This is a genomic window from Ruegeria sp. HKCCD9138 (genome assembly GCF_057220975.1).
This window is the reverse complement of sequence record NZ_JBWVAZ010000002.1, coordinates 99,072-111,858: the sequence shown is the minus strand read 5'-3', so window position 1 is coordinate 111,858 and position 12,787 is coordinate 99,072. Positions and strand designations below refer to the sequence as shown.

Below are 12,787 nucleotides of genomic sequence, written 5' to 3'. Positions count from 1 at the left end.
GCGCGCGAGTTAGCGGATCACCACCGCCCTGTCAATTTGCGGGTACATCCTCGACGACGCCCACGATCGGCCCCAGAGAAAACCCGACATCCGAACGATTGTTCGCGCGGTCATACATGCGCGAGATGTTACCGTCGAGAAACAGAGCATTCGGGGTGCCGATGGCATCGCGAAATAGGCTACCGAATTCGTGAAAGGTGACGTAATCATCCGAGATCGCAAACACCGCCCGTGTGCCGTCGGCGCTGGTGCCCACACCGTTGCGCACATAAAGCGAGGTCGAATCGGGCAAGAAGCGGGGATGCAACTCACCGTCGATGACCAGCATCGGGCCGGATTGAGACGCGAAACGGCATTCCGGATCCCTATCGACGTAGTCCAGTGTCTCGAACACATCGGCGCGGCCCTCGCGGATGCAGAACACCCCGTTTGGCAGCAGGCCAAAGTTTCCGGGTCCGGCGTTCGGAATCACACGCATGACCTCTTCGCCCTCTTCAACATAGTGGCCAACGGGCGACCGGTCGTCGTGATACATGCCGGCATTCATCGCAAAAGCCAGTCGCTTGCCGTTTGGTTCAAGCGCTTCGTTCACCGAAGAGAAATGGCCCAGCAACTCGCCGTTTTCGCCATTGAGAAACAGGCGCAGGTCTTCGTTGGCGGCATCCACCTCGCAGATGGTGTACCGCTTGTCCTCGTGGGTCAGCTTTTCACAGGTGACCGCAGAGGCTTGCGCCGCCCAGAGAGCTGCGCCCAAAATGACGAGTGCCCGGATCACTCGTCCAGATCGCGGCGTACCGCGTCCTGTTCGAACATGCGGCGGGTGTCGTCCAGACGGTCGAACGTGTCATCCAGCCGGAAACGAAGATCGGGCGAGAACTTCAGGCCGACCTTTTTGCCAACCATGCGCCGTAGTTCGCCCTTGTTACGGGCCAGCAGTTCGATCACGTCTTCCTGCCCCTTGCCTCCCAGGGGCAGCACATAGGCGGTGGCGATTTTCAGATCGGGCGAGGTGCGCACCTCTCCCACAGTAATCGACATTCGGTTCAGGTCGGGGTCGTGGACATCTCCGCGCGCCAGAACTTCGGACAGGGTGCGACGGATCAGTTCGCCGACGCGCAGCTGTCGTTGGGACGGGCCGGGGCCATCGTGGAATTTGTTCTTTGCCATGTCCCCGATCTAAGCCCAAAGCAGGGCTTTGCCAAGCGGGCGCGAACGGGGTAGGAGGCTTTGAGCCAAATTGAAGAAAAGGACCAGCGCTATGACCCATATTCCGGGGATCGTCATCACAGGGGTTTCGGGCCGTATGGGGCAAATGCTGATCAAGACCGTCACGGACAGTGATCAGGCGCGTCTGGTGGGTGTGGTCGAGCGTAAGGGCCATGACTGGATTGGGCAGGATGTGGGCGAGGCCATGGGTGGTCAGGCGCTGGGCGTGACTGTGACCGATGATCCGCTGGAAGCCTTCGCGCAAGCGCAGGCAGTGATCGACTTTACTGCGCCCGAGGCGACATTGGAATTCGCTGCTTTGGCCGCGCAGGCGCGCTGTGTCCATGTGATCGGCACCACCGGTATGACCGACGAACAGATTGCGGCGCTGGAGCCGGCCTCGCGCCACGCCGTGATCATTCGTGCCGGTAACATGAGCCTTGGTGTTAACTTGCTTGTGCAGCTGACCAAGAAAGTCGCAGCTGCGCTGGATGAGGATTTCGACATTGAAATCATAGAAGGCCACCATCACCACAAGGTCGATGCGCCATCGGGCACTGCGCTGATGCTGGGTGAAGCAGCCGCCGAAGGACGGGGCGTCAAGCTGTCGGACGTCTCCGACAGGGGCCGGGATGGGATCACGGGCGCGCGTAAACGGGGTGACATCGGATTCCACGCCATTCGCGGCGGGGACATCGTGGGCGAGCACGACGTGTTGTTCGCCGCACCCGGAGAGCGCATTGTTCTGCGCCATCTGGCCTCAGATCGTGCGATTTTCGCGCGTGGCGCGCTAAAGGCGGCCTTGTGGGGGCAGGGCAAGGCACCCGGCCAGTATGATATGGTGGATGTGCTCGGGTTGTAACGAAGTTTTGCGTTCGGCTGATGATTGACACCGGGGGGCTTGCGCTTCGCGAAGTCCATTCATCCAGATGAAAGGGTCCCCGTTCGGATCAAAAGTCGATCGCGATACCCTTTTTCTCCCAATCGCCATAGCGGGCCGGGTCGGGGCCGTCGCGCCCGCCCAGTTCCTTGGGCATCTCCTTGGCCTCGGCTTCGGCTTTGCGGCGACGCTCTTCAGCCTCGGCCAAAGCGCGCTGGGCAGCGGGGGGCAGGTCTTTGCGCGTGTCGCTCATGACTTCGGGTTCCTTTCCGGGTACGTGCTTGATATACGCCCCCGTCCGCCGATGACAATGCGGGCAGAGGTCACACAAAGGCAATACCATGTCGGACAACCCAACAGCGGCGCGGCGCAGCGCGATCTATCTGCTGGATCAGATTCTGGGCGAGGGGCGGTTGTTGTCCGAATGCCTTGCTGCGGGGGCGCTGGACCGGCTGGGCCCCGAGGATCGCGCACGGGCGCAGCGACTTGCGCTTGAGACGTTGCGCGGATTGGAGCGGGCGGATCGGCTGGTCGGTAATCATCTGAATCGCACGCCTGCCCTGACGGTGCACAACGCATTGCGCCTGGGTGCAGTCGAGCTGTGTCATGGTGCAGCAGCGCATGGCGTGGTCAATTCGATGGTCGAAATTGTCGGACGGTCGCGCAAGCATGGGCGGCTGAAGGGTCTGGTCAATGCGGTGCTGCGCAAGGTGGCTGCCGAAGGCCCCGAGGCATGGCCCAAAATGCGCGTTCCGCGCCTGCCGGAATGGCTGCGTGAACCACTTTCCGTGGCCTGGGGCGATGAGGCTGTCAAAGGGATGGAGCAAGCGCATTTCGCCGGGGCACAATTGGATTTGACCGTCAAGGCGGATGCGGCGGCTCCCAAAGGAATCCAGTTGCCGACCGGATCATTTCGAATCCAGGATGCAGGTCAGGTCTCGGCCCTGCCGGGTTACAAGGACGGTGCGTGGTGGGTGCAGGACGCTGCGGCGGCTTTGCCTGTTCGCATTCTGGCACCGAAATCCGGCGAAAACGTACTGGACCTGTGCGCGGCTCCGGGCGGCAAGACGCTGCAACTGGCCGCTGCCGGAGCCAATGTCACAGCCTTGGACATTTCCGAAGGGCGAACTGAACGCGTGCGTGAAAACCTTGCCCGCACCGGGCTGTCGGCGCAGGTGATCGTGGGCGACGCGCTGGAACATCAGGGACAGTATGATGCGATCCTGCTGGATGCGCCCTGTTCGGCCACCGGAACTATTCGCCGCCATCCTGATTTGCCATTTGCCAAGGACGGGTCCGAATTCGGAGAATTGATCGAATTGCAAACCCGCATGCTGGGCCACGCATGGACCTTGCTGAAACCCGGAGGGCGGTTGGTTTATTGTACCTGCTCGTTGTTGCCGGACGAGGGCGAGGTGCAGATCGAAGAAGCTCTGGACGTGTTGCCGGATATGCAGGTGGATCGGGGTGCGCTGTCCGTCCCGGGCGTCGAAACAGATTGGATCACCGACGAAGGTGGCCTGCGTCTGCGTCCGGATTATTGGCCGGAACGTGGTGGGATGGACGGGTTCTATATCGCCTGCCTGAACAAATCCGCCTGATGGCACTCTTTTCGATGACTTGACGTTCAGACCTGTCTATCGTTGGTTCAGACGCCGGCAGAGCGTCGGGGGCAGAGTAACGAGCGGCATGTCACAGTCAGACACCATGGCAAACCGATGGAGGCGGTTTCAGAACCGTCTTTATGCGCGGCTTGCTCAGCGGCGCAAGGCGGTAGAGGGGTTTGTCGGCCAGCCGGAACCGCGCACCGTTGGTTCGTTCGCGCGCGGGCGCCAACTGGTGGCCGGGAACCTGCTGTTTGCCGGTTACCTGGTCGAGGCCGAAGACACCGCCCTTTGGGATGTGACTGCCCCCAGCACGGATTTCGACGATGAACGCCACGGTTTCGCGTGGCTGGACGATCTGGCCGCGGTGGGCGATATGCGCGCGCGGGAAAAGGCGCAGCGCTGGGTCTGGGGCTGGATCGAGGCGCACGGGCGCGGGCAGGGTCCCGGCTGGGCACCCGATCTGACAGGCCGCCGGGTCATGCGCTGGATCAACCACGCGCTTTTCCTTCTGCGCGGTGTGGACGAAGCACAAAGCAGAGCTTTCTTTCGTTCACTGGCGCAACAGGCATGGTTTCTGTCGAAACGCTGGTCTGCTGCAACGCCGGGTTTGCCTCGGTTCGAGGCTTTGGCCGGTCTGGTTCAGGCGGGGCTGGCGTTGGAGGGTTTGGAACGGATGGCCGACCCGGCCTTGCGTGCACTTGCACGCGAATGCGACCGGCAGGTCGACGCGCAGGGCGGCATTCCCACGCGCAATCCCGAAGAGTTGCTCGAAGTCTTCACGCTTTTGTCCTGGACGTCCGCTGCGCTCAGCGAAATTGGACGCGGCACACCCGCTTCTCAGACCGAAGCGATCAAGCGTATTGCTCCGACGCTGCGAAAACTGCGCCACGCGGATGGCGCGCTGGCCCGGTTTCACGGTGGCGGGCGTGGCCTTGAAGGACGTCTGGATCAGGCCTTGGCGCAAAGCGGCGTCAAACCGCAACCGACGACTGGCCTGTCCATGGGATTTGCGCGCCTCTCTGCCGCGCGCACAACTGTGATCGTGGATGCCAGCGCACCGCCGACTGGTGCGGCATCGTACAATGCCCACGCCTCGACCCTGGCGTTCGAACTGACATCGGGACGCCGGCCTTTGATCGTAAATTGCGGATCAGGCGTCAGTTTCGGGCAGGACTGGCGACGCGCGGGCAGGGCAACACCGTCACATTCGACCTTGTGCCTGGACGGCTATTCCAGCGCACGCCTGACCGCGCCGGTAAAGGGCACTGCGCATGAGGCCCTTGTAGATGCCCCGCAGGATGTACCGCTAGACACCGAACAGGCGTTCGGGGGTGAACGTCTGATGGTCGGTCACGACGGCTATGTCAGAGTATTCGGCCTGACCCATGCCCGCACATTCGAGCTGAGATTTGATGGTCGCGAGCTGACAGGCGAAGACATCTTGCTGACCACGACCGACAGGTCCAAACGGCAGTTCGACCGCGCACTGGATGCCTCAAGCCTGAACGGCATTCCGTTTGACGTCAGGTTTCACCTGCATCCCGACGTGGATGCGGCGCTGGATCTGGGCGGTACGGCGGTGTCCATGGCGCTCAAAAGCGGAGAAATCTGGGTTTTCCGCCATGACAACACGGCAAAATTGTCTATCGAGCCAAGTGTTTACCTTGAAAAAGGGCGTCTGAAGCCACGCGCGACAAAACAGATCGTTCTATCCGGGCGCGCAATGGAGTATGCGACGCGCATCCGGTGGACGCTGAGCAAGGCACAGGATACAGCCTATGCCGTGCGCGATCTGCACCGGGACGAGCCCGAATTCGACTGACGCCAAAAGGACCTTTGGACCCATGACCGATCTTCACCCCGTGCGCCGCGCGTTGCTTTCCGTTTCCGACAAGACCGGGCTGATCGAGCTGGGCAAGGCGCTGGCCGAGCGCGAAGTCGAGCTGTTGTCGACCGGCGGCACGGCCAAGGCACTGCGCGATGCGGGGCTTGCGGTAAAGGATGTGAGCGAAGTCACGGGTTTCCCCGAGATGATGGATGGCCGCGTGAAAACCCTGCATCCGATGGTGCATGGCGGCCTGCTGGCATTGCGCGACAACGACACCCATGTCGCCGCGATGACCGAGCATGGGATCGGCGCGATCGACTTGCTGGTGGTGAACCTCTACCCATTCGAGGCCACCGTTGCCAAAGGTGCCGATTACGATGAATGTGTTGAGAATATCGACATTGGCGGTCCCGCGATGATCCGTGCGGCGGCCAAGAACCATGCGTTCGTCAACGTGGTGGTGGATGTCGAGGATTACGAGAAACTGCTGGGCGACTTGGATCAGCATAACGGCGCGACCTGCCCGAAATTCCGCCGCAAGCTGGCGCAAAAGGCCTATGCCCGCACTGCCGCCTATGACACCGCCGTGTCCAACTGGCTGGCCGACGCGCTGGAGCTTGAGGCCCCGAAACGCCGCGCCTTTGCCGGTGAGTTGAAACAGACCCTGCGCTATGGCGAGAACAGCCACCAGTCGGCGGCCTTCTACACCGATGGCACCAACCGTTCCGGCGTTGCAACCGCCGTGCAGCATCAGGGCAAGGAACTGAGCTACAACAACATCAACGACACCGATGCGGCCTTTGAACTGGTCGCCGAGTTCGATCCGCGCGACAGTGCCGCATGTGCGATTATCAAGCACGCGAACCCCTGTGGCGTAGCCAAGGGCGCGACCCTGCTGGAGGCCTACAAAGCGGCCTTCGACTGTGACCGCACCTCGGCCTTTGGCGGCATTGTAGCGCTGAACCAGCCGCTGGACGCCGAAACCGCGCAGGAAATCACCGGCATCTTTACCGAGGTCGTGATCGCCCCCGGCGCCTCGGATGAGGCCAAGGCGATCTTTGCCGCCAAGAAGAACCTGCGCCTGCTGACCACCGAAGCCCTGCCCGATGTGACCACCGGCGGCAAGACGGTGCGCCAGGTGGCCGGTGGCCTGTTGGTTCAGGACAAGGACAATGGCTTCGTCGGTATGGATGATCTGAAAGTGGTTACCAAAAAAGCGCCGACCGACGCGCAGATGCGTGACCTGTTGTTTGCCTGGAAAGTCGCGAAACACGTCAAGTCCAACGCCATCGTTTACGTCAAGGACGGCGCGACCGTTGGCGTCGGTGCAGGGCAGATGAGCCGCGTGGACTCGGCCCTGATTGCAGCCAAGAAAGCGGAACGCATGGCAGACACGCTGGGCCTGCCGCAGCCACTGACCATCGGCTCGGCCGTGGCCTCCGACGCGTTCTTCCCTTTCCCTGACGGTCTGATGGAAGCCGCTGAGGCCGGTGCCACCTGCGTCATCCAACCCGGCGGCTCGATGCGCGATGACGAGGTGATCGCGGCCGCGGATGAGGCAGGCCTCGCCATGGTCTTCACCGGCATGCGCCATTTCCGCCACTGATGCGGTACCGTCTTTTGCTCTGGGCCGGTTTGGCCGCGTTTCTGATCGACCAGATCAGCAAGTATCTGGTCGTCCGTGTCATGCGCGTGGCCGAACAACCCGGAGGAATCGACGTTCTGCCGCCTTTGGTCGTTTTCAAGTACGGCGAGAATCGCGGTATCAATTTCGGCCTGTTTCAGGGCGACACCGAGACCGCCCGTTGGGCATTGATCGGCATTTCCATTGCAATCTCGGTTGGTGTCCTTGTCTGGCTTATGCGATCGACCCCGTCGAAATTCATGCTGATTTGCGGCGGGTTGCTGATTGGCGGTGCGCTGGGCAATGTGGTTGACCGGGTGCTTTACGGCTATGTTCTGGATTTCCTGAACATGTCCTGCTGCGGGATCAACAACCCGTTTGTATTCAATCTGGCCGACGTGTTCATTTTTGCGGGAGCGTTGGGTCTGGTGCTGTTTGACGGCAAAAAGGCCTCGTGACCTGCCGGATGATATGCGATAAAAGCGCCTGAAACTTGCTGGAGACACGAATGCGGACGCCGCGCGCCTTACTTGCCCTGACACTTGCCGTTGCGGTTGCGGGCTGCTCTGACATTGGTTTGCGCAATCTTCAGCCTCCGGGGCCGGGACCGGATGAGTTTTCGGTTTTGCCGGTGAAGCCACTGACTCAGCCAAAGGACTACGCCTTCCTGCCCGCGCCAACACCGGGCGGGGCGAACCTGACCGATCCGACGCCCAAGGCCGATGCTGTTGTGGCTCTGGGCGGCAATGCCGCAGCGCTGAACCCGAATACGACGATTCCATCTTCGGATGCAGCGTTGGTCACGGCCTCCAGCCGCTATGGCGTACCAGCCAATACCCGCCAGGTGACGGCTCAGGAAGACGCGGATTTCCGCAAGCGCAAGGCACGCTTCACCCGTCTGCGCCTGTTCCCGGTCGACCGGTATTCGCAGGCCTACAGGGCAGAGGCACTGGATGCGAACGCACAGAACGAAGCGGCACGCCGGCAAGGGCTCGAGACGCCGTCTGCACCCCCGGCGGAATGAAATCTTCTTAACTTTCCGTCATCGGCCTTGAACCAGCGCGGCGCCACCGTAGTTTGAACACCATAAAACCAAACGGAGGACGCCCCATGTATAGGGTCCTTGCATTGTCGGCCGCCCTTCTTGCTGCAACACCCGTGTTGGCCAAAGAAGGGCACGAGGCGGTTACCACGTTCACGCTGGACAACGGTATGGATGTCGTTGTGGTCGAAGATCATCGCGCGCCCGTGGTACAGCATATGGTCTGGTATCGGGCAGGTTCAGCGGATGAACCCATTGGTTCATCCGGCGTGGCGCATTTTCTTGAGCATTTGCTGTTCAAGGGCACAGATACACTGGCACCCGGCGAGTTTTCTGCCACCGTGGCGGCCAATGGCGGCAACGACAATGCGTTCACCTCCTATGACTACACCGCCTATTTTCAGCGCGTCGCCGCTGACCGATTGGAGCTGATGATGCGGATGGAGGCGGACCGGATGCGCAACATCCGCCTGACCGAAGAGGACATTGCCACCGAACGCGATGTGATCCTCGAAGAGCGCAACCAGCGAACCGAAAACAACCCTCGCGCCCTGTTCGGTGAACAGATGAGCGCGGCGCAGTATCTCAATCACCGGTACGGTGTTCCGATCATCGGCTGGATGCATGAGATGGAGGAGCTGGATATGGAGGACGCGCTGTCCTTCTATCAGACCCACTATGCACCGAATAACGCCATTCTGGTCGTGACCGGCGATGTCGACCCCGATGAGGTCAAATCTCTGGCCGAGCAATATTACGGTGTGATTCCCGCCAACCCTGACCTGCCTGAACGCGTTCGCTCGCAGGAGCCCCCGCAAACGGCTGAGCGCCGCTTGACATACAAGGATCCTCGCGTCGCGCAGCCCTATGTTCAACGCAGTTACCTGGCACCTGAACGTGACGCAGGTGCCCAGGATAAGGCCGCCGCGCTGTATCTGCTGGCAGAGTTGCTGGGTGGCAGCACAACATCATACCTGAACGAGAAGCTGCAGCTTGAGCAGCAGAAGGCCGTCTATGCCGGTGCATTCTATCGCGGTGTCTCGCTGGACGACACGACGTTTGACCTGATCGTGGTCCCCGCCGAAGGCGTTTCCTTGCAGGACGCCGAAAAGGCAATGGATCAGGCCGTCGCCGATTTCATCGCTGAAGGTGTGAACCCGGACGATCTGGATCGGATCAAGATGCAGCTGCGCGCGGCCCAAACCTATGCTCGCGACAATGTGGACGGCATCGGCAACCGCTATGGCCGGGCGCTGACCAGTGGTCTGACGGTCGAAGACGTACAGGCCTGGCCCGACATCCTGCAGGCCGTGACCGGGGAAGAGATCATCGCCGCGGCGCGCGAGGTGCTGCAACCCGAAGCTTCTGTAACCGGCTGGTTGATGCGCGATGATGAGGTGACGCAATGAAACGCTTGTTAGCATCCCTGATCATTTGCCTCGTCGCGCTGCCCGCCTGGGCCGAGATTGAGATCAAAGAGGTTACCTCTCCCGGAGGAATAACAGCCTGGCTGGTTGAGGATCACTCGATTCCCTTCACCGCGCTGGAGTTGCGCTTTCGCGGAGGAACGTCCCTGGACGATCCTGACAAGCGCGGCGCGATCCATTTGATGAGCGGTCTGATCGAGGAAGGTTCCGGTGACATGGATGCGCGCACCTACGCACGCGAACTGGAATCGCTGGCGGCATCATTCAGATATCGTGCCACGGATGACTCGGTTGCCATTTCGGCGCAATTTCTGACCGAAAACCGCGATGATGTGATCGACCTGCTGCGGACCACCATCCACGAACCGCGGTTCGATCAGGATGCGATCGACAGGGTGCGCGCACAGGTGCTGTCGGGCCTGCGCTCGGATCAGACCGATCCGAATGATATTGCGGGGCGTAACTTTGCGAAAATGGCCTACGGGGACCACCCTTACGGATCAGAAGGCAAGGGGACGATCGAAAGCGTTTCGGCGCTGACCCGTGATGATATCGTGGCTGCCTACGACGCCGTGTTTGCCAAGGACCGCCTGTATGTGGGCGCAGTGGGTGACATCACCGCTGAAGAGCTTGGCGCATTGCTGGACAAGCTGCTGGCCGACTTGCCCGATAGCGGCAAGCCAATCCCCGAAAAGGCAGATGTCAACATCGCTGGCGGGGTCAGTGTCGTGGAGTTCGACACGCCGCAATCGGTGGCCCTGTTCGCACAACGGGGTATCGACCGGGACGATCCTGATTTCTTTGCCGCGTATATTTTGAACCACATCCTTGGTGGCGGAGGTTTTGAAAGCCGACTGATGCAGGAAGTGCGCGAAAAGCGCGGTCTGACCTATGGTGTGGCAACCTATCTGGTGCCCAAGGATCTGGCCTCGGTCTATTTGGGATCGGTGTCCTCGGCAAATGACCGGATTGCTGAAGCGGTGGACGTGATCCGCGACGAATGGGCCCGTGCCGCGTCCGAAGGTGTGACACAGAAAGAGCTGGATGACGCCAAGACCTATCTGACCGGCGCCTACCCACTGCGCTTTGATGGCAATGGTCAGATCGCCGGGATCATGGTCGGAATGCAGATGGAGGATCTGCCGATCGACTACATCGCCACCCGCAACGATCAGGTCAACGCGGTGACGCTGGAAGAAGTGAACCGCGTCGCATCCGAATTGCTGGACCCAGAGGGCCTGCATTTCACGGTTGTCGGCAAGCCCGTCGGGTTGGATGGCTAGCGGGTTTCAGCAATGTGACGCCGAATGAAAGATGGGCCGATATCGGCCTGTTGCTCTGGCGTGTGGCTGTCAAACCGGAACTGGGCCGACATAAGCGGGTCTTGTTTGTTGCACATCAGGTTACGGCGCGGTTCCTTTGGTGCTTGCGAAACAGCCGTGCCGTTCTAGTAATCGGGATGGTAAGCTGCGCAACTGGGTTGGTACGGAATTGCAACATATGAGGTTTTCTAAGATCGGTAGGACACGAGTTGGTCGAAAACCAGCTTCTCAGAAAACTTCGGTCGCGACACGCGTTGCATTTGCCATCAGTGTAAATGTCAGGTTTTTGGATGGGAGCGCCGGAAAAACGGAACCGTCGACGACGAACAGGTTCTCAAAGTCGTTCGATTGACAATCTTGCGTCACGGTCATCTCTCCGCCCGTTTCCGAAATCGGCAACGTACCGGAATAGTGCACACTGGCCCCGGGTTTGCGTATCTGTGTCATGCCGGGCACCAGCGGAGCGCCAAGATCGCGCATAAACCGTTTCAATCGTGACAAGGCGTCAGAGATGTCGCGATCCTGACCATCCGGCGAAACGTAATTCAACGACAATGAAGGCCATCCCTCAGCCTCTACCTGCGGATCCAGAGTGGCGAAATTCTCTGCGCGTCGGGTGTCGTTGAAGTTCAGATTCACCACACCCAGTGCCGACCGTAACGTTGTGAAAATCTGGCGACCCGCACGCATCCCCAGCGGGACTTGTGCAATGACCGGATGAGCGCTGCCGGTTGTCATTGTCGTGACCTGCGCATGCACGAATTTCTCTGCGTTATCGGCCTCCATGCCAATTGCAAGTTGGTGGTATTGATAGGAGGACGGATCATAAGATCGCCCCAGCATGGACAGGTTGAGAAACGGGGCCAGAATTTGCTGATTGTCCATAAGTCCCGGCAATTGGATGATTTCCCCGGATGCCTTGTAGACCGTGCGAAGATACAGGTTTGCGCTGCTGATGGTTCCGGCTGCAAGAACGAAAGCGTCTCCGGTGAACTCTTCCGTTGTGCCACCTGCAGCGTAGGTGACCAGACTGCTTAGCGACCTTTGTCCCGTCACCTTGAAATGGCTGGCAAAGCGGTTCGGGGCATAATTGAACTGCGGATGTTTTTTCAGGGACGCCAATGTCAGGGAGGGGGTGTAGAATGCCCCGTTGGGGCATCCCCACAGGCACCGGCCACATTCGGTACAGGCCTTCCGGTCGTCAAGATCGGTGGACAAAGCGGCCTGCCGTGACCGGCCAAGGCGTATGCCCGGGTGCCTGCTGTCGAGTTTGTTGCGCCGTGACTGGTACTTTTGGAGCAACAGCGCGCTGCTTCGATCCAGAGAGATGGGTTCGAGCAATCCGTCATGTGCAGGATACCAACGCGCAAGTTCATCGGCCTCTCCGCCGATGCCGATGCGTTCGGCCACTTTGGCGTAATGCGGTGCCATTCGGTCGTAGCCGAAGCCAAACGCGCTCAGGTCGTCATCATTAAAGGTGTAGGCGCCACCGGTCCAGCATTCCGCCAGACCGCCTGCTGCAAACGAGACTAGCGAAGACAGGCCATGCATCTGCATCCTGAACCGGTCAGGATGGTCAAAGACGTAGTCCTTGGACGCGGGAAGCCCATAATACTCCTCGTCCTGATCAGGGTCTGTGGCAGGCAGGCTGACCGCTTCGTATTGTTCGCCCAGAAAATACTGCACCGCATCGGGATGTGTGGCTTTGAGTTCGGAAAACCCGGCTTGTGGCAGCGGTGCTTCCCGCCCGGTTCTTCCGACATCGACCATTGTGACTTTGTGACCACGCTCAAGCGCTGTCTGGGCGAAATGCACCCCGCTGGGGCCAGAGCCAACGACGACGATGTGCAT

The 12,787-nt window shown here is 60.3% G+C and carries 12 protein-coding genes; 8 read left to right on the top strand and 4 right to left on the bottom strand.

Features of this window, described 5'->3' with window-relative positions; all coding sequences use genetic code 11:
- Nucleotides 1–31: 31 nt before the first annotated feature.
- Both AC2TEL_RS03800 and rbfA read right to left on the bottom strand, forming a co-directional pair.
- Nucleotides 32–775 carry a phosphodiester glycosidase family protein gene (locus AC2TEL_RS03800; RefSeq protein WP_480901999.1) on the bottom strand — a complete coding sequence of 248 codons (744 nt, stop codon included), beginning with the start codon at nucleotides 773–775 and terminating at the stop codon, nucleotides 32–34.
- Complete coding sequence (rbfA, locus tag AC2TEL_RS03795; RefSeq protein WP_010438628.1) at nucleotides 772–1,167, bottom strand: 30S ribosome-binding factor RbfA; 396 nt, start codon at nucleotides 1,165–1,167, stop codon at nucleotides 772–774. Before rbfA ends, AC2TEL_RS03800 begins: the two co-directional genes overlap by 4 nt.
- A gap of 91 nt (nucleotides 1,168–1,258) precedes the next feature.
- Between rbfA and dapB the strand changes: the two genes are divergently transcribed.
- On the top strand, nucleotides 1,259–2,068 hold the full coding sequence (gene dapB, locus AC2TEL_RS03790) for a 4-hydroxy-tetrahydrodipicolinate reductase (RefSeq protein WP_480838154.1): 810 nt from the start codon (nucleotides 1,259–1,261) through the stop codon (nucleotides 2,066–2,068).
- Between the two features lie 88 nt (nucleotides 2,069–2,156).
- Here dapB and AC2TEL_RS03785 read toward each other — a convergent pair whose 3' ends face one another.
- Complete coding sequence (locus tag AC2TEL_RS03785) at nucleotides 2,157–2,339, bottom strand: DUF1674 domain-containing protein (protein ID WP_480838152.1); 183 nt, start codon at nucleotides 2,337–2,339, stop codon at nucleotides 2,157–2,159.
- 88 nt (nucleotides 2,340–2,427) lie between these two features.
- Here AC2TEL_RS03785 and AC2TEL_RS03780 point away from each other — a divergent pair, with 88 nt between their 5' ends.
- The 7 genes from AC2TEL_RS03780 to AC2TEL_RS03750 all read left to right on the top strand — a co-directional run bounded on the left by AC2TEL_RS03780 (nucleotide 2,428) and on the right by AC2TEL_RS03750 (nucleotide 10,897).
- Entirely contained in the window at nucleotides 2,428–3,687 is a 1,260-nt protein-coding gene (locus AC2TEL_RS03780; RefSeq protein ID WP_480838150.1) for an RsmB/NOP family class I SAM-dependent RNA methyltransferase, read from the top strand.
- An 88-nt stretch (nucleotides 3,688–3,775) separates the two neighbouring features.
- Entirely contained in the window at nucleotides 3,776–5,515 is a 1,740-nt protein-coding gene (locus AC2TEL_RS03775) for a heparinase II/III family protein (RefSeq protein WP_480901997.1), read from the top strand.
- A 22-nt stretch (nucleotides 5,516–5,537) separates the two neighbouring features.
- Nucleotides 5,538–7,127 (top strand): bifunctional phosphoribosylaminoimidazolecarboxamide formyltransferase/IMP cyclohydrolase, encoded by a 1,590-nt coding sequence (gene purH, locus AC2TEL_RS03770; protein ID WP_480901995.1) that lies wholly within the window; start codon nucleotides 5,538–5,540, stop codon nucleotides 7,125–7,127.
- Complete coding sequence (gene lspA, locus AC2TEL_RS03765) at nucleotides 7,127–7,603, top strand: signal peptidase II (protein WP_480901993.1); 477 nt, start codon at nucleotides 7,127–7,129, stop codon at nucleotides 7,601–7,603. Before purH ends, lspA begins: the two co-directional genes overlap by 1 nt.
- Before the next feature lie 50 nt (nucleotides 7,604–7,653).
- The gene (locus AC2TEL_RS03760) at nucleotides 7,654–8,169 is read left to right on the top strand and encodes a DUF3035 domain-containing protein (RefSeq protein WP_480838142.1); all 516 of its coding nucleotides are present in this window, start codon (nucleotides 7,654–7,656) and stop codon (nucleotides 8,167–8,169) included.
- 86 nt (nucleotides 8,170–8,255) lie between these two features.
- Entirely contained in the window at nucleotides 8,256–9,596 is a 1,341-nt protein-coding gene (locus AC2TEL_RS03755; protein WP_480901991.1) for a M16 family metallopeptidase, read from the top strand.
- A complete protein-coding gene (locus AC2TEL_RS03750; RefSeq protein WP_480901988.1) occupies nucleotides 9,593–10,897 on the top strand; it encodes a M16 family metallopeptidase in 1,305 nt (434 codons plus the stop codon). Before AC2TEL_RS03755 ends, AC2TEL_RS03750 begins: the two co-directional genes overlap by 4 nt.
- 267 nt (nucleotides 10,898–11,164) lie before the next feature.
- Here AC2TEL_RS03750 and AC2TEL_RS03745 read toward each other — a convergent pair whose 3' ends face one another.
- Nucleotides 11,165–12,787 (bottom strand): GMC oxidoreductase, encoded by a 1,623-nt coding sequence (locus AC2TEL_RS03745; RefSeq protein WP_480901986.1) that lies wholly within the window; start codon nucleotides 12,785–12,787, stop codon nucleotides 11,165–11,167.